This is a genomic window from Asaia bogorensis (genome assembly GCF_900465345.1).
GTDB classification, from domain to species: Bacteria; Pseudomonadota; Alphaproteobacteria; order Acetobacterales; family Acetobacteraceae; genus Asaia; species Asaia bogorensis_A.
In genome coordinates, this window is sequence record NZ_UEGO01000002.1 from 1 (window position 1) to 22458 (window position 22458).

13 protein-coding genes are annotated in these 22458 nt (G+C 58.3%); 6 read left to right on the forward strand and 7 right to left on the reverse strand.

The window, feature by feature from the left end; translation table 11 throughout:
• Nucleotides 1–312: 312 nt before the first annotated feature.
• The 6 genes from ggt to ED655_RS01160 form a co-directional block, all read right to left on the reverse strand.
• Nucleotides 313–2109, reverse strand: a complete 1797-nt coding sequence (ggt, locus tag ED655_RS01135) for a gamma-glutamyltransferase (RefSeq protein WP_122048701.1) — start codon at nt 2107–2109, stop codon at nt 313–315.
• Nucleotides 2110–2124: 15 nt separating this feature from the next.
• Nucleotides 2125–4194 (reverse strand): M1 family metallopeptidase, encoded by a 2070-nt coding sequence (locus ED655_RS01140; RefSeq protein WP_162993336.1) that lies wholly within the window; start codon nt 4192–4194, stop codon nt 2125–2127.
• Nucleotides 4181–6706 carry a TonB-dependent receptor plug domain-containing protein gene (locus tag ED655_RS01145; protein ID WP_122048702.1) on the reverse strand — a complete coding sequence of 842 codons (2526 nt, stop codon included), beginning with the start codon at nt 6704–6706 and terminating at the stop codon, nt 4181–4183. The genes ED655_RS01140 and ED655_RS01145 overlap by 14 nt, the downstream gene beginning before the upstream one ends.
• Nucleotides 6707–7103: 397 nt before the next feature.
• Nucleotides 7104–8141: an Ldh family oxidoreductase gene (locus ED655_RS01150; RefSeq protein WP_122048703.1), complete on the reverse strand. Its 1038-nt coding sequence runs from the start codon at nt 8139–8141 to the stop codon at nt 7104–7106.
• An 11-nt stretch (nt 8142–8152) separates the two neighbouring features.
• Nucleotides 8153–9442 (reverse strand): cation:dicarboxylate symporter family transporter, encoded by a 1290-nt coding sequence (locus ED655_RS01155; RefSeq protein WP_205835960.1) that lies wholly within the window; start codon nt 9440–9442, stop codon nt 8153–8155.
• Nucleotides 9443–9507: 65 nt separating this feature from the next.
• Nucleotides 9508–11841 (reverse strand): TonB-dependent receptor, encoded by a 2334-nt coding sequence (locus ED655_RS01160; RefSeq protein WP_122048732.1) that lies wholly within the window; start codon nt 11839–11841, stop codon nt 9508–9510.
• A 174-nt stretch (nt 11842–12015) separates the two neighbouring features.
• On the opposite strand from ED655_RS01160, the gene ED655_RS01165 reads away from it, so the two are divergent.
• On the forward strand, nt 12016–12708 hold the full coding sequence (locus tag ED655_RS01165) for a GntR family transcriptional regulator (RefSeq protein ID WP_122048704.1): 693 nt from the start codon (nt 12016–12018) through the stop codon (nt 12706–12708).
• A 45-nt stretch (nt 12709–12753) separates the two neighbouring features.
• Here ED655_RS01165 and ED655_RS01170 read toward each other — a convergent pair whose 3' ends face one another.
• On the reverse strand, nt 12754–14868 hold the full coding sequence (locus ED655_RS01170; RefSeq protein ID WP_162993337.1) for a TonB-dependent receptor: 2115 nt from the start codon (nt 14866–14868) through the stop codon (nt 12754–12756).
• A gap of 287 nt (nt 14869–15155) precedes the next feature.
• Here ED655_RS01170 and hemC point away from each other — a divergent pair, with 287 nt between their 5' ends.
• The 5 genes from hemC (at nt 15156) to ED655_RS01195 (ending at nt 22419) form a co-directional block, all read left to right on the forward strand.
• The gene (gene hemC, locus ED655_RS01175) at nt 15156–16181 is read left to right on the forward strand and encodes a hydroxymethylbilane synthase (RefSeq protein WP_408735635.1); all 1026 of its coding nucleotides are present in this window, start codon (nt 15156–15158) and stop codon (nt 16179–16181) included.
• A 303-nt stretch (nt 16182–16484) separates the two neighbouring features.
• Nucleotides 16485–18680, forward strand: coding sequence for a catalase/peroxidase HPI (gene katG / locus ED655_RS01180; protein WP_240386401.1), 2196 nt, complete (start codon nt 16485–16487; stop codon nt 18678–18680).
• 138 nt (nt 18681–18818) lie between these two features.
• The gene (locus ED655_RS01185) at nt 18819–19319 is read left to right on the forward strand and encodes a pseudoazurin (protein WP_240993440.1); all 501 of its coding nucleotides are present in this window, start codon (nt 18819–18821) and stop codon (nt 19317–19319) included.
• A 4-nt stretch (nt 19320–19323) separates the two neighbouring features.
• A complete protein-coding gene (locus tag ED655_RS01190) occupies nt 19324–19920 on the forward strand; it encodes a cytochrome b (RefSeq protein WP_205835961.1) in 597 nt (198 codons plus the stop codon).
• Nucleotides 19921–20211: 291 nt separating this feature from the next.
• Nucleotides 20212–22419 (forward strand): TonB-dependent receptor, encoded by a 2208-nt coding sequence (locus ED655_RS01195; protein ID WP_240993441.1) that lies wholly within the window; start codon nt 20212–20214, stop codon nt 22417–22419.
• Nucleotides 22420–22458: the final 39 nt, after the last annotated feature.

Consider the following 22458-nt stretch of genomic DNA (forward strand, 5'->3'; position numbering starts at 1 on the left):
AGGTCAGGCAATCCTCGAGAGCCCCCTGGGCCGGTTTTATCCCGACGCCCGTTCTTAGTCCGAGGTAGGCCGCGACGACATGCGTTCCTGCGGTAATCAACCCGCGAATGGGAGAGTGATCGACCGTCGCCACCGCAGCTCCGTTCCCGACCCAACGGTATATCCCGATCCCGGTCACATAGCCCTGAAACCGCTATGTGCTTTTACGCATCTTTTTGCTTGAAAAAGGTCATGGGGGGGCTCTACCCCATCCCCCGCCAAAGGGCGGTCGCCCTTTGGAAATCCTAAATTCGGAAGCGAAGGGCGCCTCGCTTATTCTCCTGTCGCGCCACCGCCTGCATGACGACGATCATAGCCGCCGTAGAATTGCCCGTCGGGATGCGATCCCAGCTTTGCGCCACCAGCGAGAACGCCTTCGGCTGAGCCCCATGGCTGATGCGTCTCAATCGTATAGCCATGAGCGCGCAGGGAGGCGATGACGGGTTCTGACAAGGCACCGGGTTCGATCTCGACGGCTTCGGGCTGCCATTGCTCGTGAATGCGGGGCATGTCGACGGCTTCCTGAATGGTCATGCCGTAATCGACCACCCCCAGAATCGCCGCGAGGGTAATGGTGGGAATGCGTGAACCGCCCGGGCTGCCAATGGCCATGATGGCCTTGCCATTTCTGGAGAGAATGGTGGGCGACATGGAAGAGAGCGGTGTCTTGCCGGGGGCAATCGCATTGGCCTTGCTGCCGACAATGCCGAACATGTTCGGCTCACCGGCTTTGGACGAAAAATCATCCATCTCGTCATTCAGGAAATAACCGGCGCTGCCTGCCATGACCTTCGCCCCGAACCAGCCATTGAGCGTATAGGTGACCGAGACAGCGTAGCCCGAATGATCCATGATCGAATATTGTGTGGTTTCGCGCTTTTCAGGCTGGGGGTCGCCCGCCACGAGGCTGGCAGAGGGTACAGCGTCTTCGGCTGGAATGGCGGCGCGGATTTTTGCGGCATAAGCCGGGTCGATCAGATGGGCCACAGGGTTTTTGACGAAAGCCGGGTCGCCCAGATCGCGCCGGTCGGAATAGGTGTGACGCATCGCCTCGATTTCCTGATGTGTCGAGCGCGCGCTGTAGAGTCCCTCAGCTTTCAGGTCATAGCCTGACAGGATATTGAGCATTTCGCACAATGCCACACCGCCGCCACTCGGCGGGGGGGCGGTATCAATCTGATACCCACGATAGCTGCACCGTATGGGCGCCATGATGCGTGGCTTGTAGGCGGCGAAATCAGCCATGGTCAGCAAGCCACCATTCGCCTTGCTGACACGCACCGTTTCTTCAGCAATCCAGCCACGATAAAAGACGTCCGGCCCCTTGTCGGCAATGGCCTGAAGCGAGCGGGCGAGGTCGGTCTGTCTGAAGCGCTCGCCAATCGTGAAGGGCTGGCGATCGGCGCGCAGAAAGATTTTCGAGGCGTAGGGATCGTTGATGAAGGCCTTGGTCGAGGTGTTCAGCAGGTGAACGTCATTCTCTTCGAGCGTGTAGCCTTCACCGGCCAGAGCGATGGCGGGTGCCATGACCTGAGCCCGTGTCAGATGGCCCCAGCGTTTCAACGCAAGATCGAGCCCGGCCACCGTGCCAGGCACGCCCACCGATTTCCATCCGATGGTCGAGAGCCCCTTGATGATCTTGCCGTCCTTGTCCTGATACATCGTCTCGGTGGCGGCAAGCGGAGCATGTTCACGGAAATCGATGAAGAAGGCTTTGCCGTCTGGTGTGTGCAGGGTCATGAACCCGCCACCACCGATATTGCCTGCGGCCGGGTAGACCACGGCCAGCGCATAGCCCACGGCAACAGCTGCATCGACAGCATTCCCGCCGTCGCGCAGGATCTTTGCCCCGACATCAGAGGCCAGATGCTGCGCCGAGACCACCATGCCATGCGCACCCTGCGTCGAGGGAATAGGGGGGCGGCTGGCGGCGGCACCCCCAAAATTGAGCGCGTCGCCACCCGGTGCCGCCTGGGCAGGGCTGAAGGCCGAGAGCGTGACGGCACAGGACAGGGCGGAAGCAGACAAAAGCTGACGCCAGCGGTCGGGCGTTGAGGCAGGGAAAGACATAAGACGGTCCTGAAATCAGTGAGAAGAAGCGGGCGAAGAAGGGCGTGGCACCGGGCTGAGCGCATCATTGCTGCGATCGATATCGGGAATGACGTGATCCGGGTCGAGGATCGCGCGCCGTACGGGGCTGCCGCCCTTGAGCGTCACGACATGGGTATTGCCGCCGCTCCAGACTTCTGTCGGAATCACGAGGCGTTCGACGCTGCCATCGTCACGGGTGACGGCAAGAGTAACCGGCAAAGGCAGCCAACCCTTGTTGCTAATCGTCAGCGAGACGCCTTTTTTCGGGTCCTTATCGGGATACTCAATGGCATCGAGCGCATAATCGGGGCTGCGATTCTCGAAATACCAGCCGCGCCAGAACCAGGAGAGGTCTTCACCGGCATCGCTCTCCATCAGACGAAAGAAATCCGAAGGGGTCGGATGCTTGTAGGCCCATACGGCGATGTAATGGCGAAAGGCGCGGTCGAAGCGTTCCGGCCCCAGAATCTGGCTGCGCAGCAATTCGAGACCGTAGGCCGCCTTGAAATAGGCCATGGCATGGCGATTGCCATGACCCGGAATGGTTGATGAGGTCATGAGCGGGTCATAGACCGGGTCTTTCAGGATCTTGACGATATCATCCGCTGGCTTGCCCGTGTCGGGGGCATATTCGCCGTCCTGCTTGGGGGCGAACTCTCCCTTGTTGAAGTGTTGAGAGGCGAGGGAGTCAATGAAGGTGTTGAAGCCTTCATCCATGAAGCCATGGCGGCGCTCATTACTGCCAACAATCATGGGGAACCACCCATGGCCCAGCTCATGGGTGGTGATCCAGAACAGCTTGGCATCACGGTCCTGCATGCCGTCAAAAACGATACCGGGATATTCCATTCCAGCGCCATGACCACCGACATTGATCGCTGTGGCCCAGGGATAGGGGTACCAGCTCGACGAGAAATACTCGATGCTGTGCTTCACATATTCTGTCGATCGGTCCCAGGCCTGTGGGCCGATACCCTCCACGGGGTAAACCGACATAGCCAGTCGTGGTGCTGGTTTCAGCCCAGGGGCTGGAGCAACAGGCGGCAGATCAAGCTTCGCCGCATCCCAGAGCAGGGCAGCAGAGGCAACAAAGGCCACATCGCGCGTATTGGGCATGAAAAAATGCCAGCGACGGGTGCCGTTTGCAGATATGCGGGAGGTGGCCTCGATATCGGCCTGATTGCGTATCAGCACGCGTTTTTCGCTCATGCGTGCCTGCTCCAGACGCTGGCGTTCCTGCGCCGTCAAAACGTCCTTCTCGTTGAGCAGCGCTCCCGATCCCATAACAAGGAAATTCGACGGCACCGTGACGCGATAATCAATATCGCCGTAATCGAGATAGAATTCGCCCCCCAGATAGGGCGCTGTGTCCCAGCCACGCAGATCGTCAAAAACGGCCATGCGTGGATAGAACTGCGCGATTTCAAAAATATCCCCATTCCGCGACGGGGTGACGGCCGTACGACCGCCCCAGGTTCCTGGGATCTCGTAATGCCATGATACGGTGAACTTCACGGTGCTGGCAGGTGCAAGCGGGGTAGGGAGGGAGATCTGCATCCGTGTGTCGGAAATCAGCGGCGTGACAGCAATTTCCTTTCCATGTGCGTCAAGCAGAGCGACACGGTCGATCTGCATCCCCTCGGTGTGGCCATGTGCCTTGAAACGCGCTGGCATGGCGGCTGCGCCTCGTGAGGTCTCGCGGTAGATATTCTGTTCGAGCTGTAGCCAGAGCACGTTCAGGGTGCTGGGGCTGTTATTGCGGTAGGTGATGGTCTCCTGCCCGGTCAGGCGATGGGTAGGGGCATCGAGCGCGACATCAATGCGGTAATCGGCCCGGTTATGCCAGTAATCGGGGCCAGGCGTCCCATCAGCGGAACGATAGCGATTGATCGCGGTCGGATAATCAATGGGCGCGAAAATATGAGTCGGCTCTGGCTCCGGCCTTGGCCCTGTCTGGGCCGGAGGGGGCGCTGCTGCGGCAAGGAGTATGGCCAGCCCTGTTGCAGCGCTGGCCTTGAGAAGGGGCTTTGTCGCAGCCCGACAAAGCGGCTCAGAAATTGGCATCGACACGACCGAAATAATAGGCGCCGGTCATGGAGAGCGGAGAGGCTGAATCATAGATCTTCGGCCCGAGATAATTCACCACAGCAGGCACCATGCGGGGACGCTGGTTGAAGATGTTGTTCGAGCCGATTGCCAGACGCCAGTGCTTGTTGACGCGATAGGCCACTTCGAGATCTGTGGTCCAGACAGGGGTGTTCTCGAAGGGCAGGAAGGTGGTGGTGGAATAGCGCACGGAAGACGGTGCGAGATCTTCATAGGTAAGCAGGGTCTTGTAGGAGCCAAAGCGCGTCTCGCGGATATTGACCCCCCATTTGCCGTAATCCCAATGCGCATTGAGGATGATCTTCGAGCGCGGCACGCCCTGTGCCGAAGCCTGTGTCTGGGCGTTGGCGAAAGGATTACCAAAGATATTGGTATTGAGATGAGTGACGACGGTGCGGTTCAGGTTGAGCAGCAGTGAGAGATCGAGCGAGCCGTAGCGATGCAGCAGGAAGCGGTAATCACTCTGGATATCCAGACCCTGCGTGCGGGTACTGGCTGCATTGGCGTAGTAATAGGCCTTGATATTGCTCAGGGAGACGCTGCCGCCTGTTGCGATATCAACCCCCGCCGCCTGAATGGCTTCGAGAGCCGATGTGCCTGCGATGCTGGATGCGGCCAGGATACGGTCACGGATGTTGATCTGATAGACATCGGCAGAGATGTGGAAGCGGTCGACCGGCTCAAGCACGATGCCGCCCTCGGCGCTGGTCGACCGCTCGGGCTTGAGCGATGACGCCCCGATGGAGCGCGCCGCCGTGCTGTTGGCCCCGAGCAGGCCGGAAGCACCTGTCGGAGAAACGCTGAGCGAGCTGTAATGCTCCTCGGCCAGTGTCGGCGCGCGGAAACCGGTGCTGATCGTACCGCGGACTGCGATACGGCGCGTGAAATCATAGCGCGTGGTGATTTTGCCGGTCTCGGTGTTGCCGGCATCTGTGTAGTGTTCGAAGCGACCGGCAAAATCGAGATCCCAATGCTTCAGCGGGTGAAAATCGCCATCGAGATAGCCGGCCCAGACATTACGTTGCCATTGGCCCGCACTGACAGGCGAGATGCCAGCATAGCCGGATGTGCCGCCATAGAGATAGGAAGCGTCATTGCCTGCGCCCACATGATACGTTTCCAGACGATGTTCGGCGCCCATGGCAAACGTCATGGGTGTGGCCATGCCGACATTGAAATTGCGACGCATGTCGAAATTGCTCGTCCACTGCGCCATGCTGTAGGTCGCTGCACGGGTGGTCGTCGGGGAATAGCCATACACATTGGCGTAGCTGGAATTATAGGTGTTCTTGACGCCGATATCATCGTCATCCTGTCCGTAAAGCGTGCTCAGATCCCAGCTGAAGCCGAAAAGATCATCACCCTTCAGGCCAAGATTGGCCTGGAAATTGTTTTCGTCGATCGTCTCCAGAGGGGAGAAACCATAGGGATAGATCGTGGTAGGCGCTGAGGCCCCGGGGAGGCGGTAGTTCTCATAGGCTTCGGCATGGCGATGGGCATAGGTGACCAGCCCATAGGTACGCAGGCCCTCGACGACATCCTTGCCCCATTCGATCGACAGATTCTCGCGTGTTTCCTCAGGCGTGCTTTCGATCTTGTTCGAATTGGCAGGCCAGCTCGAACTGGCGGTCCAGCGATGGTCGCGCGTGCTCTTGTTATCGGCCACGAAATGATCGGTGTGGTAGATCTGGCCCGAAATATGAACGAAGCCGTCCTGTCCCCATTTGCGACCGCCATCGGCACCGATCAGATATTGCCACCCATCGCCATTATAGGCGTTTGCGCCTGTCTGGGCGTAGGTATGGATGCCGTGATCACTTTTCTTGGTGATGATGTTCACCACGCCGGCGATGGCATCAGACCCATACATGGCAGCCGCGCCATCGCGCAGCACTTCCATATGGTCGATGGCCCCGGCCGGGATCATGTTGAGATCAACCGGGGTGGTCCCGCCCGCCATGTTGCCGGTGATATTGCGCCGCTTGCCGTCAACCAGCACCAGAACCTCATTGGCCGAAAGCCCGCGCATGCGAATGGATGAGGTCAAGGCTGCCGTATCGTTGCCCAGTGCAGAGACGGTGATGGACGGGTCGAGACGTGACAGGACACTGGCGAGATTGAGTTCGCCAGTACGCTCCATCTGCGCCTGCGTGTAGAGGGTGATCGGCGACGAGCTGTCACGCACCCGACGATTTGAGGAGCGTGTGCCGGTGACGATGATGGCTTCACTGCCGCCTTCCGTATGACTGCTCGCAGCCTTGCGATGGCTGGGCGCAGGACGCGATACAGGGGTGGTTTGCCGGGCAGGGGAGGAAGCACCCGTAGAATGATGCTTATGGCGATTCTGGCCTTGCTGGATCGAGGAGGGGGACTCTGCAAGGGCAGAAGGTGATGAGACCTGGAAGAGGGCAGTTGACGAAATCAGTGCCACGACAAGATTTTTTTTATAAGCCGACCGGTGTTCTGGCATGAATGACGCCCTTCGAGACGATTCCGATATGATACGAATAAGAAATATTCGATCACACCCCATGCTGTCGGGCAATAAATGAAAAGAAAAATTTATGTAACATATAATTATATAATAATCTTATCGGATACTTCCGTTACATGATTGCAGAGACCAAGGAGATGCATCCCGGGTTCTTCAGCGCAGATAGGTTCGGGATAAGGTCATTTGTTGGGAGCGTTCATGGGTGAAAGAACGCAAACGAGGCCGGTCACTGGCAGCGACGGGAGATGAGCGTGTTTGGTGCCTGTGCCCTCCCGGCATTGTCTCGCAATTCATGGGGCCTGAGAGGGCAGACCCCATGAGCAGGAAGGTCCCTGCTTGTGTGAGCGAACCTCGTTCGAGATACCCCGCGGGCTCAGCCAGAAAGGCCGAGAAGGCGCTCGGTATCCGGATCAACCGGGATACCATTCAGCAAACGTTTCTGTGCCTCTTCCCACTCCTTGTCGCCCGGTGCGCATACCGGCACGTCTGGCTCTGCTGGCGGCGAATTGCGCAGCAGGTCGAGGTAGCGGGCCATTTCCGCTTCAAAAGCCTCCTGCCCGATAAATCTCGCCGGATCAAAGGCGACCATGATGTGACCGACATTCTGTGGTTTGTGACCTTCCTGCGCCTGGGCCGTCGTGGTCATGATGGGATCAGGGTCTGCGCCGGAGAGTACGGCGGAGAGAATCGTGACGAGCCCCGCCAACGCTGCGCCCTTATGGCCATAAGCCATCCCGCCAAGCGGCTGCAGAAACCGGGCCTGACTGGCATCGAGCGTCGGGTGCCCCTGTTCGTTCAGCGCGACTTCGGGCGGTAAAGGCAGGCCCAGGCTCCGGTACAGTTTGACCCGGTTGAACGGGATGGAGGATGTCGCCATGTCGAGCAACCAGGGTTCCCGGTCACGGACAGGTGCCGCCATGGCGATGGGGTTGGTGCCATGAAAAGGGGTACGTCCTCCCGCCAGCGCGACAGCGGGGTCGGAATTGCTCAGGACCAGCGATACAAAACCCTGTTCTGCTGCCGCCAGCGCATAAGCCCCGCCCGCGCCATAATGGGTGGAGTGATGCACCGTCACGGCACCAATGCCCGCATGGCGTGCCAGAGCGATCGCCTCATCCATGGCTTCATAGGATGCAGCATGGGCGAGGCCGAAATCGGCGTCCAGACGACCGGTCGCCGGGGCTGTCTGGGTAAAGACGCGTTGTGGCTCCCTGTTCACCCCCCCTTTTTCCAGCATGTCAACGTAATAACCGATCAGCCGGACGCCGTGACTGTCTGTCCCAAGGCGTGAGGCATGCATCATGGCGCGCACGGTCTGTTCAGCATCGTCTGGCCGTGCACCGGCAGCGACGAGTTTAGCCTGACAGGCTTCGGCCAGACGAAGGGCCGGATAACGATTGGCAGTGTCCATGAGATCCCGTTTCAGCGGTTATGTGTACCGAGCATCTTGTGTGCCCGTTCGCGGTCCAGCGCGCCCTGCCATGCTGCAAGAACAACCGGCGCAACGCAATTGCCTGCAAGATTGCCTACCGCCCGGGCGATACCACTGAACCAGTCGACGGCAATCAGCAGGACAAGACTCGAAAGCGGGATGGATGGTGCGGCGGCAAGGGTTGCCGCCAGCACGACGATGGCAATTCCCGGCACGCCATGCGCACCTTTCGATGTGATGAGGGCCGTCGCCAGCATCGAGAGAATCTGTGTGAGTGTAAGGGGTGTGTGGGTGACTTCGGCCAGAAAGACCACCGCAAAACCGAGATAGATCGACAGGGCATCGAGGTTGAGCGAATAGCCTGCCGGAACGACAAGCCCCACCACCTGTCGGGAAATACCCATGGCTTCAAGCTTGGTCATGATGCTGGGCAGCACGGAGTCAGAGCTGGTCGTAGCTGTGACGATAAGGATTTCCTCACGGAAATAACGCGCAAAATGCCAAGGGTTGATTTTGCAAAAAGCCAGCAGCCCACCCAGGATGAAGACGATGAAGAAAGCGATGGCGGTGAAATAGAGGATGACGAACACTGCCAGATGATTGATGGCATCCAGCCCGTACTCCGCCACCGTCATCGCCACAGCGCCAAACACCCCGAGCGGCGCAGTCGCGATGATCACACGCATCATGCGCGAGAAGAGTGAGGAGAAACTCTCGATCAGGCGCGTCACCGGAGCCCCTGCTTCGCCAAGTCGCGACAGGCAGCAGCCAAGCAATACGGCGAAAAACAGGATCTGAAGAATATTGCCTTCAGCAAAAGCGGCCACAGGGGAGCGGGGAATGAGGTTGAGAATGAACCCCGTTATGCCCTGACCGTGCAACGCATGGGCATTGGCGGCATAGCTGGCAACGGCGTGCGCATCTTCGGGGCTGGGCGTGTAGCTCATGCCGCGCCCTGGATGGAGCAGGAGTGCCGCCCCGACCGAAAGCAGCAGAACCAGTGTGGTCATGGCCTCGAAATAGATGAGCGCCCGGCTGCCAAGTTTCCCCACGGCGCCCAGAGATCCTGCGCCCGTGATGCCGCTCACGACAATGCAGAACAGAAGCGGCCCCACAATCATCAGGATCAGACGCAGGAAGAGATCGGTCAGCCACCGGCATTGATGGGCGAGCTGGGGCGCAAACAGACCGAGCGCTATGCCGGCCAGCGTGGCGATAATGACCTGAACGAAGATACCGGGGCGATAACGGGCGGATCGTTTCAGGTCATGGGTGCTCAAATCGGCTCTCCAGTCGGGTGGGGTGGGGCAAAGCGCCCCACCTCAATGGTGGTCGTATCGTGCGATCAATAGGTTACGTTGATCTTCGCACCGACGAAACGGGGCAGGCCAGGGATGACGCCATAGAACGTTGCCTGCGTACCGCCTGACAGCCAGTAGCGCCGGTCGGCCAGATTCTGCCCATAAACAGTGAGCGACCAGTGTTGCTTGGGCGCCGCAAAGGTCAGGAAGGAGTTGAGCAGGAAATAGGCCGGTGCACGATAGATGCCGCTATCACCGATATGCTGTGGCTGTGTCTGCGCGCCACGATAGTTGTAGTCGACGTCGAAACTCATGCGATAATCGGCGAATACGTTCCAGCTATACACGGCAGCGCCGGACAGGGTGAGGTTGGCGAGCCCCATATTGTAGCCATTGTAGTTGGTATAGACGGGTGACCAGACACCGGTAGAAGCAAATTGTGCCGTGGTGGCGCTACGGTTCAGGCTCTGGAACTGGGTGTACACACCATTCTGGTACCCAAAATTCTGGGTGAGCACGAGCCCGTGGAAGGGATGCGCCTCCATATCGAATTCGGCACCGTAGATATAGGAGCGCGGGGCGTTTACATAGCCGCCCAGCACGCCATAGGGGGGCACCAGAATACTGCCAAGGATCTGCTGGTCGCGGTAATCGTAATAGAACCCGGCCGCATTGAAGCGCAGACGGCGGTTGAACAGCATGGATTTGAAGCCGCCCTCATAGGTGAGCACGGATTCAGGCTTGAAGGGGCGAAGCTGGTTGGCGTTCTGGGTAATATTGGCCGAGAAGCCGCCGGGCTTGAACCCTTTGGAGAAGATGGCATAGCCCATGATATTGGGCGTAACCTGATACTGCGCCCCGACACGGCCGCCGAACTGGTTGGTGAGCGCGCCCGAATTGCCGAAATTGGTTTGCGAGGTGGCGAGTCCGGTATTCAGATTGACGTTGGTGCTCGTCAGATTGAGCATCTGGCGGTCGTCGGAATCGTGGTTGATTGCGCCGATCAGCGTGAGCTTGGGCAGGATGCGGTAGCTGAGCTGCACGTACTGGTTGAAGTTCTGCTGGTTCTGACGATAGGACGTCTCGTTCAGCGGCGTGGTGCCGGGACGATCAGAGCTGTCGTACCAGAAGCTCTGTGCCATGCGCGAGCGGCTGTAATACAGGCCGGTTTCCCAATGGAAGCGTGCTTTCGGGTCACGCGATTCCAGCTTTACTTCCTGCGAAAACACGTTGGTCTGGTTGTTGCGGAACATGTTGCCGTAGGATTTGACCGAGTTGGTCTGGTTCGTCAGCTCATGCTCGTCAACCATCTCATAGGCGCTTTGTGACCACAGACGTGCCCAGTTGAATTCCTTGGTGTAGCGTACATTCGCGCCCCAGAAGAGATTATCCTCACGCGGCTTGGTATTGTTGGGGTTGATGCCAATGATCTTGGCAAAACGCGGATCGAGACCCCATGCCGTCTGGTAGATATCCCCCGTGATGGGGACGCCGTAGGAATTGTAGAGATTGTGCCCCGAGGAGGATTCCGACTGGTCAGTTGTCCAGTGGCCCCCGATATCAAGGCGCGAGGTCTCGTCAATCTTCCAGCGCAGCTTGCCGCGCAGTGCGCCGATATTGCTGTTGCCGTAACCTGCGCCCTGCGCATTGTGCTGAAAGCCGCCACCCGTGAGGGACTGCCCGGCAATGCGATAGGACACGCTTTTTGACAGTGGCCCCGAAACGAAGCCCTCGACGCGATTGCGCCCGTAACTGGCGATATCCTCTGTCAGGCCCGCATGGAATTGCTGCGTCGGGTCGCCCGTGTGGAAATTGATCTCGCCGCCGGTGGTGGGCTGACCATGCGTGAAGCCTGAGGCACCAGGGGCGACGGACACGTCATCCATATCGAACAGGATACCCGTGGTCATGATGCTGACCGGATAGGCGATGCCATCGACATAGGGCATGACCGATGGGGTGTTGTTCTGGGTAAAATCCATCAGCCCCACGCCACGCAGGGCGAAATTGAGGGCGGCGCTGCCAAAGCTCGGCTGGATAGTCAGGTTGGGTGCCACGCGCACGATATCTGTCAGCTGCCGAACGTTCCGGTTCTGCAATTCCTGACGAGACAGAACGGTTTCGGAATGAGCATCATGCTGGCCTGCACTGGTCACGCCGCGCCGCGCCGAGACATGCACGGTTTCGCTGCTGCCATTGAGCGGCGCATGAGGACGGGCCTTGGCGTGACGCTCCGGTTTGGCGTGCGCGGATGAGGAAGCCGCCTGAGCCCCTGTTGCGACGACAGAGAGCAACGGCGAGGCGACAATGGTTGAGATGAGCAAAACTGTCCGACAGGATATCACACGCGGGGGGCGACGGGTCTTCAGAAGGGACATGGACAGCTCCGGCAACATCAATTCGATCAACAAATTCTTGTATACTACCTAGAATACAAAACGGAACAGTTCCATAGCGAAATGAAAGATTTGTAAAATTCCAGGTGGGACATTGCTTGTTCGATACGATGCGGGGTGCTTGCCTTGAGGCCTCGCCCGGCGCATAAAACATTTATGCTACACAAGAAAATCGACCCGGAACGTGCCAGCGGTTTAGTGATCGAAGAGCGGATCATTCATGCCGTGCTCTCAGGGCGAATCGCACCAGGCGAACGCTTTGGAGAAAAAGAGGTCGGCGAGATCTTCGGGGTGTCACGCACGCTGGTGCGCGAGGCGATGATTCGCCTCAGCAGCAGGGGGCTGGTTGATGTTTCGCCGCGACGCGGCTGGTTCGTCATTGAACCGACCGTGGATGAAGCGCGTGAGATCATCGAGGCAAGACGGGCCGTCGAGACCGGACTGATCATGGATCACGCGCTCGTTTCGCCAGAGGCAATCGCGCGGTTGCGGTCGCATCATGAGGCACAGCAGGCGGCCATCGCCGGGCAGGATCTGGCGAGGCGCTCCTATCTGCTCGGTCATTTTCACGTTCATATGGCCAATGTACTGGGTAATTCAGTCCTGGCCGATATCCTCGAAAACCTGACCGCGCGCACCGTGCTGATTTCTGCCCTGTACCAGTCAGAGGAAGATGCACAGCATTCCTGCAATGATCATGGAGAGCTGATTTCGGCTATGGAGCGTGGGGATCGTGAAGGGGCCATACGCATCACACAGGACCACCTCGTCCATCTTGAGAAAGCCTTGCGCAATCGTGCAAGGAGCAATCGTCATGCCGGGTTGAGCGGCGCGCTGGCCGACTCATGATCGATCCCGCCCTGTTATGGCAGGGCAGGTGATGTTAATGGCGAGTCAGAGTCGCCCGTCGATTGTAAAGCCGAAGGCGCGGGGCTGGCCGATCTGGGCCTGAAGCCCAGCCCAGTTGGTACGCCCACTGAACAGGATGTTCTCATTGGTCAGGTTCTTGCTATAGAACCGGATCGTATAATGGCGCGTGCGATAGCCTATATGGGCATTGAGAACATTGTAGTCTCCCGCTATCAGCCCCGTGCCGCTCTCCACCTGCGAGGTATAGCTGCCGACGCGGTTGAAATTCGCTCCCATGAACAGGCCGTTTCTGAAGCTTTTCTCGACACCGATATTGAGTGTTGCCGAGGGGGCGTTGCTGAATTTCTTACCCTCGACTGAACGATAGGCTGCAGGGGCATCAAGAATTTTGGTGTCCAGCAGACCAAGCCCACCGAAAAGCTCGAGCGTTTTTGTAACGTGGTAGATTGCCTCGAGCTCAAGGCCCAGACTGCGCCCATGCGGGATATTGATGAAGGTGTAGTTCAGCAGATCCTGATAATCGTGATAATCATTGTAGAACAGATTGGTGTTGAAGCTCAGCTTGCGGTCCAGCAGTTCTGTATGGCCGCCAAGCTCATAGGTCGTTACCGTTTCCTTGCCGTACTGGTAATAGGTGCCGTTATCCCAGTCGATGGCACCACCTCCCGGATTGTAGCCGCGCCGTACGGTGAAACTGGTACTGGTGACCGGGGTAAATCTGTAGCTCAACCCACCCTTTGGCAGAAACATGGTCGTTCCGGCATTGAGCGCGACCTTACCCCATGAGAGTGCAACATTGCGCGCCTGTTCCTCTCGTTCGACGCGACCGCCCGCAATCAGGCTCAGCCCGCCGATAAGGTGAAATGTTCCGTCGATATAGGCTGCATAGGTGCGTTCGGCATCAGGGCCATTCACGCCCATATCCGATCGGATAGTCTGGTCGCGGTTGAAATAATAGAAGCCGGCAACACCATTGAGGCGGCTGTAAGCCGGAGCAAGAACGAGCCTGTCCTCAACTGTATTATTCTGTTCGCTCAGGGCCAGATGGCCAAGACTGTTGGCGCTGCCGATGGCATTCCCCTGATAAAACAGCGCATCATACCAGACGTGACCATAGGTCAGTTCATTGGTCAGAGAGGGGCTTATCCGATAGCTGGTACGCAGGCTCGCCTGATTGATACTTGAATCGGAGATACGTGTGTTCATGTCCGGGTTATCGAAGCGATAGCGAAACAGGTTGGGCCCCGTAGCAGTGTAGAGATATTCGCCATGCTGCTCGCGATGCCAGCCCATGAGCGTGACCTTGAGCGCAGGCAGGATTTTCGGGGTCCAGAGCAGCTTGCCGCGTATCGAGGTCTGGCTCACCTCATGCGGGTTGAAAGGCCAGTCACTGCCTGGGTATCGAATATAGCTGTCACCGCGGGTTCCGTCTCCCGTGAGGCGAAAGGCAAGTTCATCCTTGATGATCGGACCAGAGAGCACGCCAGCAAAAACACCCTTGCTGCCTGCGCTCTCATAGCCACCTCTCACTCCGACCTGCCAATACTGCGTTGGTGCTTTGGAATTGAGTGTGATAGCGCCGCCTATGGCGTTCCGTCCCTGCGTCGTGGCCTGCGGGCCGCGCAATATGCTGATCTGATCCATGTCCCAGGTACCCGCATCCACATAGCGTTGACCCGCATAGGTTTCGGGCAGACCATCAATGATGGTGGCTGTTCTGGGCCGGCTGCCTGACATCAGGCTGAAGATACCGCCCGCCGCGCCAGAGCCGGTCACCCCGCGTATGGTCGGGATATCGGCGGCATTACCAATCATGTTGGGCACGCGATTCACCACGTCGTAAAGCGATCGGTATTCGCTTGCGTCGAGATGACGCAATACCGTTACGGCGCTGTTCGTGTTCTGCAGGTGGTCGAGCTTGTCTCCGACAACCAAGATCGTTTCGGTCGGGTTTCCACCCTCATTATTGCGCGGCGCTTCGTTTGCCTTGCCCTGTTTTGAGGTGGAAGCTGTTTTCCTGTTCTCTTCAGCCTGCGCCGTATCGGGAAAACAGAGTAATCCACTCATCAGGGCGAGCAGCAGGGTTCCAGTCAGCGGAAGATTCCGACCTTGTGAGAGAACAGCGGACGGGGAGGGCATATGAAAGGGCCTTTCAATGAAGATCTTTATAATGATAATGAGAATCATTATCATTATAAAGATTGAGTCCCCTCCGAATTCCATTGTTTTGCCGCTCTGTCGTGACTTGTTGCGAAGAAGACACGAGGCGAGAGCGGCCACAAAAGAGGGAGATAGCCAGTATCCCGTGCGGGGCGATCGTGTGTTGACAGGTGAATCCTGTCACTGAGCGCGCAACAATCAATTACACCTCGAATAATAGGGGCACTAATCTCGAGGATATGACGATCCTGCCCGCCTCCCCCCTGATGACCGATCTGGATTTCGCTGCGACCTTGTTGTCTCGGCCGTTGCCGCATCCGGTTCTCGGGCGTGATCTGCGCGTCGGCACGCGTGCATCACCTCTGGCGCTGGTACAGACACGCAGCTTCATGGCGCAGCTGGGCGAGGCCTTTCCCTTTCTGGAAATCTTCGGCTCGGTAAAAGAGCATCCGATCTCGACCCGTGGTGACCGTGATCAGGCACGGCGTCTGGCCGAAATCGGTGGCAAGGGGCTGTTTTCCCGTGAAATCCATGAAGCGCTCAGGGCGGGCGACATCGATTTTGCCGTGCACAGCCTCAAGGATCTGGAAACCTTTCTGCCGGACGATCTGATGCTGGGTTGCGTCCTGCGTCGTGAAGACCCCCGTGACGGGCTGGTTCTGCGTGATCGCGATGCTGTCCGCCCCGGTGGTGATCCACTGGACTGCCTGCCAAAAGGCGCCCTGATTGGCTGCGCTTCGGTAAGGCGTCAGGCACAGCTTCTCGCGCGCCGTCCCGATCTGCGTTTCTGCCTCATACGCGGCAACGTCCAGACGCGTCTGGCGAAGCTGGAGGCCGGGGCGTGCGACGCCACATTCCTGGCGCTCGCCGGAATGAAACGTCTGGGTATGGGGGCACGGGTCGATGTGATTTTCGAACCCGACGATATGCTCCCGGCTTGTGGTCAGGGGATTATCGGCATCACCTTGCGCCGCCGTGATTCGGGTGCCCGTGCGCTCATGCCTGCTCTGGAGGACCGCACGGCGCGTTATGCCGCAACGGCAGAGCGTGCATTGCTGGCCGGTCTGGACGGATCATGCCGGACGCCTGTGGGCGGTTATGCCACCATCGCCGGGCAGGTTCTGACCCTGCATGGGCTTGTGGCGTCTGAGGATGGCAGTTTCATGCTGCGTCGTTCCCTTAAAGGCAGCGTGGATGAGGCGGCCTTATTGGGAACCGAACTGGCCGGTATCCTGCGTCGTGATACACCAGCCCGGATATTCGATGCGTTGATTGGTCAACCCGGCTGGTAACACCCCTTCGAACTTTTCCTGATCTCTGATCACGGCGTGTCCTGTCTGGTGAGGCAGGGCACTTTTTGTCGTGCGCAGACACGGTGGAAAAATCTCCTCGCCATGATGAACACAGAATCGGGGTTTTTCCTGTCAGAGATATAGAGACAAACGGTTGGATCAATAAGAATGAAGTCCATAGGACAGAAACAACAGTAATGACCCGGAACAGAAGCGGGTCATTCGTGATTGTTCTGGAGTCTGGAAATGAGATTGCTGAAATTCGGTATGGCGGCCTTGATCGCAACCACAACCCTGACCGCCATGCCTCACGCAGCGCGGGCGGATGGGATCGAGAACCCGAATGAATTCTACTGGCCGACACGTCTGAATTTGTCGCCTTTGCGTGTGCATGACAGCGAGTCAAACCCCTATGGGCCGGATTTCGTCTATACGCGTGATTTCAGCAAGCTCGATCTGGCAGCCGTCAAGGCGGATATCCGCAAGACCCTGACCCAGTCTCAGCCCTGGTGGCCTGCCGATTACGGCACCTATGCTCCGTTCTTCGTTCGTATGGCCTGGCACGCAGCGGGCACCTATCGCGCCATGGACGGCCGAGGGGGTGAAGAAGGCGGCGAGCAGCGCTTTGAACAGCTGAATAGCTGGCCCGATAATGCGAGCCTCGACAAGGCGCGTCGCCTGCTGTGGCCAGTAAAGAAGAAATATGGCCGTGATCTCTCATGGGGCGATCTGATGGTGCTGACGGGCAATGTCGCGCTTGAGTCCATGGGCTTCAAGACCCTTGGCTTCGCCGGCGGCCGTGCCGATGACTGGCAGAGCGAGCTGGTCTATTGGGGCCCCGGCACACAGTTCATGAGCTCGAACGTCGATTCACAGGTCAAGAAATCCAGCGTCGAGCCCGGAGGCCACCTGCCCAAGCCTCTGGCCTCGACCACCAAGGGCCTGATCTATGTAAATCCGGAAGGCCCGAATGGTGTGCCGGACCCGGCAGCTGCGGCACAGATGATCCGTCTCGCCTTTGGGCGCATGGCAATGAATGACGAGGAAACCGTTGCCCTGATTGCAGGCGGTCATACTTTCGGCAAGGCGCATGGTGCGGCCTCGGCCACCAAATGCGTGGGCGTTGCCCCTGCCGCGGCACCTGTCGAGCAGCAGGGTCTGGGCTGGGCCAATCACTGCGTACAAGGCAAGCTGAAGGCGACCGATGCCATCACCAGCGGGCTCGAGGGCGCATGGTCGGCTGATCCGATCCATTTCACCTCGCAATATCTCGACAATCTGCTGGGTCATGAATGGGTCAAGACCAAGAGCCCGGCCGGGGCCACGCAATGGGTTCCCAAGGACGCCGAGAATATCGTTCCGGATGCGAGCGATCCGAACAAGCTGCATCCGCTCATGATGTTCACGACCGATATCGCGCTGCGTACCGATCCGTCCTATCGTGCCATCATCACGCGCTGGGCCGCTCATCCCGAACAGTTTGCCGATGCATTTGCCCATGCGTGGTTCAAGTTGACCCATCGCGATATGGGGCCGAAATCGCGCTATTTCGGGCCAGAAGTCCCGGCAGCCGATTTCCTGTGGCAGGACCCGCTTCCTGCGGCTCAGGGCGCGATGGTCAATGCGGCGGATATTCGCGAGCTGAAGAAGGCAATCGCGGCATCAGGCCTGACAGAGCGCGAGATGATCAAGACCGCCTGGGCCTCTGCCGCATCGTTCCGTGACTCCGATCATCGCGGCGGGGCCAATGGGGCCCGTATCCGTCTGGCGCCCGAGAATGACTGGGCCGTCAATGATCCGGCAGAACTGAAATCCGTTCTGCCGAAGCTCGAGGCGGTGCAGCAGCATTTCAATGGCGGCGCGCATCATGGGCGCAAGGTGTCGCTGGCCGATGTGATCGTGCTGGCGGGTAATGTGGGTGTCGAGCAGGCGGCGCATAAAGCCGGTGTCGCGCTGGATCTGCCTTTTGCCCCCGGCCGTGTGGATGCCGGTCCCGAGCAGACGGATAAGCAGAGCTTTGCCCTGCTGGACCTCAGCGCCGATGCCTTCCGCAACTATTATCGCGCCGAGCCGGATGAGAAATCACCCACACAGATGCTTGTCGATCGTGCCAGCAATCTCTCGTTGAGCGTACCGGAAATGACTGTACTTCTGGGCGGCCTGCGTGTTCTGGACATCAATACCGGCCATTCCGCACAGGGTGTTCTGACCACGCGTCCCGGGACACTGAGCAACGACTTCTTTGTCAATCTGCTCGATATGTCCACGCGCTGGGAGAAGTCGACGCAGCCGGGCGTGTATGATGGGCTGGATCGTGAGACGAACAAGCCGCGCTGGACGGCCTCCTCGGTCGATCTGATCTTTGGTGCGAATGCCGAATTGCGCGCCGTTGTGGAGGTCTATGCCTCTGACGATGCCAAGGCGAAATTCGTGAAGGATTTCGCCAGCGCCTGGACCAAGGTCATGACGCTCGATCGCTTCGACCTGCACCGCCAGTAATGACCGCACATGGCCCCGTCTGGCATCCAGCCGGGGCCATGAGCAGGGGCCGCAAGACATGAGCTGCAAGACAGGGGCCGTTCGCGGGATCCCAGCCCGATTGCCCCCTGCGCCTCTCACTTCGGGGAGACCGTTCCGATGACCCGTCTTTTTTCACGCCTGATTGCCCCGCCGCGCGTTCTTCAGGCCTTTTTTCCCTCATTCTTCATGGTCCTGACCGGTGCGACCCTGATCTGTGCCGCGTCGCTCAGCGCGGCTCATGCGGCGACGGTGGATGTCAGGATGCTAAGCCATGCGCCCGATGGTGGCCGTGGTTTTGATCCTGCCATCGTCCACATCCATACGGGCGATACGGTGCATTTCATCGCTGCCGACCCCGGTCATAACGTGCAGTCGATTCCCGGTATGCTGCCTGAGGGTGCGGCCCCCTTCACCGGCCCCATGGGTCATGATCTGAACGTGACGTTCAGCAAGCCGGGCCTGTATGGTTATAAATGCCTGCCCCATTACTGGATGGGTATGGTGGGTATGGTCGTGGTCGACAAACCGGAGAATGAAGCGGCGGCCAAGGCTGTGTCGCAGCCCGGTGCAGCGGCAATACGGTTCAGAAAGCTTTTCGACACGCTCGATCGAGGTTGACCCGATGGCGGTCAGGCAGGGTGGCATGACGTATCATGCGTCAATGCGCGAAAGGCCACCGCACTATACCTTCGTGGCCATTCTGCTGCACTGGTGCCTCGCCCTGCTCGTGACCGGGCAGATCCTGCTCGGGTTTGCGATGGATCGTGCGGGGTTGCCTGACACTGCGGCGTTTTCGGTTTTCCAGATTCATCGTGCTCTGGGTGTGGTCATCCTGCTGCTGGTCGCGCTGCGCGTGATCTGGCGCCTCAGGCACAAGCCGCCACCCCATCCCCTCGGGACCAGTATCTGGCAGGCGCGGCTTGCCGATGCGATGCATGGGATGCTCTATATTTTGCAGCTTCTTGCCCCCGTTTCGGGTTGGGCCCTGGCTTCCTGCGCTACGCTGGAACTGCCGCTCTCGATTTTCGGGTGGTTCGACTGGCCACTCCTGCCTCTCGCTCACACTGACAAGAACGAAGTGGTATTCCGTAACCTGCATCACGCCGTTGTCTGGGGTTTTGCGGCGATGATCCTGTTGCATGGTCTGGCGGCTCTGTATCACCTGATCCGGCGTGACGGGGTGGTGCGGCGTATTTTGTCTCCTTGGTCAGATTTATAGTTCTGCACCACAATATTATATGCCGCATATTGTATATATTTATTTGTAAAATAACATCTTGTTGTAGATAATGAATATTGTAATGTCAGAACAATGAAATTTTTATAAACGGATATTGCTGGCGCGTCTTATTTCATATCCCGGACCATCTTCCCGCAACCCTCGGATGGTCCGATGAAAAAATCGCTTCTGTTTGCCGTATCACTGATGTGCCTCGACAGCGTCCGTGCGCAGGCTGAGCCTAAACCTGTCAAACCTTCGCCCCGTCCCGTAGGGACAGCGAAACCTGTAGTGGCAACCAAAGAAGAGCAGGTGAAAGTATCGGGGCATCATCGTGAGGGCGGGGGTGGCATGATGGTGAAGCACCTTACCCCCAGGACAATCAGCACGCTCACGGCTGATTTCATCGAAAAACAATCGCCTATGTCCACGCCAACGGGTCTGATTGCCAATCTGCCGGGGGTGGTCGGATCGAGTCAGGGGCCACTGACGGCCTCCTTCGAATCCTTCCACATACGCGGTCTGGACCGGACGGAAATCGGGGTGACCTATGAGGGCATACCGGCCGCCAATCCGTTTACCTACAGTGTTTACACCCCGTCGATGGTCGATACCGAAAACATGGGATCGATTTCCGTCATGCAGGGTTCGGCAGACGTCAACGCCCCCGTCTACAACGCGGTCGGGGCGCAACTCTCGATGACATTACGCAAGCCTGCCACCCATCAGAACCTGTTCGCACAGGCATCTGGCGGGACACATAGCCTGAACAAGGAATTCGTTCGTTACGACACCGGTGAGATCGGTCATAGCGGGGTTTATGGCTTTGCCTCCGGGTCCTATTCGAGCGGCAATCTCTGGCGCGGGCCCGGATCGGTCAGCCGCTGGCATGTGGATGCCGCCCTGACCAAAAGCTGGAATACGCACAGCGATTCCGAGGCGATATTCGGCTATACCAAGTCCGATCAGACCTCGTGGCTTTATCCGACACTCGGCCAGTGGCGGACTTATGGTGTGGGGTACAATACCACGAAGGATCCGAGCTCGCCGGGCTTTTATGAAATCAACAAGCGCAATACCGGCACGGTTTTCGGCGCGCTCAAGAACCATTTCGGCTTCGATCATGGGCTGTCGCTCGATGCCACAGCCTATGGGGTCGAATTCAACGGCCCCTATTTCTGGGGCGCCAATGTGCCGGTTTCGGGGGGCTATATCGGCACACAGCGCTACGATCATCTCGATGGCTACGCGCCCTCATCGGCAACGCTCCGTACGGCTGTCCATCAGCCTTGGTTTACCTTGTCATCGGGGCTGAATCTGGTGGGAAGCTGGAAGCGCTCCTTCAATACGCTGAGCGTTTCCTACTGGTATTCGTACGCGAATGAATCCTCGAACCAGCGCTATTATCCGATCAATGCGCAAGGGCAGTGGACGCGCTCAACCGGCTATCTCACCGCGTTTGGCGGTATGCCGATCAATGAGGACCCCGAGAACGCCCTGCAACAGGCCAACACACTGGCGATCAATGACAAGGTGAGCCTCCTGAACGATCGTCTTGTGCTTGAGGCAGGGCTCAAGACGGCCATGTTCAACCGGCAGTACACGATGGATCTGCCCGGTGCCACGCCCTATAAATCCGTGCGCAATGCGTTCATACCGGCCCCGCAATTTCTGGCGAGCTACAGGTTCGATCAGGCTAACCAGGTCTATATCAACGGCACGACAGGCTATCGCATGCCAAGCAGCCTGAACTCACAGGTTTCGATGTACAGCCATCTGAATGGGCAGCCCACTTCCACCCCGCTCGATCCCTATGAGCCGGAATACATGATCGGCGAGGAAATCGGTTATCGTTACAGCGGCGCGATGATGGCGAATATCGCCTATTTTCACTACAATATGACTCATCATCAGATCACGAGCGCAACCTATCAGCCTGGATCGACCAATATCGTGGCGCAGGTGATTGATGCGGGCGGGCAGGAAGCCAATGGCGTGCAGCTCGAACTTGCGACTCATCCCTGGCACCATCTGAGCGCCTATGCGTCGGGCCAGTACATGATGACGCGTATCGGCAATAATATCGCCTATCAGGGGGATTATCTGCCTACCAAGGGCAAGCAGGAACCCGGCGCGCCAAAATTCCTTGCCACGATGGGGCTGAGTTATGACGACGGGACCAATTTCGGAACCTTCAACCTGCGCTATTCGGACGCGCAATATGCCACGTTGATGAACGATCAAAGCATCCCGTCCTATATGACGGCCGATATCTCGCTTGGTCGCAACCTGCCGAAATTCGGGCATGTGCTGCCCAAGCTCATGCTCAATCTCATCAATATTTCCGACCAGCATTATCTGTCCGGTGTCTATGGCTACACTGCTGCTGCCACAGCCCATCGCGGTGTTTATGGGAGTGGTCTGACGGGTTCTCAGCCGACCTATGACATCGGTTCGGGCTTTGCAGCAGTGGTCAGTCTGTCAGGCAATTACAATTGAGCCGGGCGGGTATTTCGGGTTGCGGCGGCACGGCTGCGA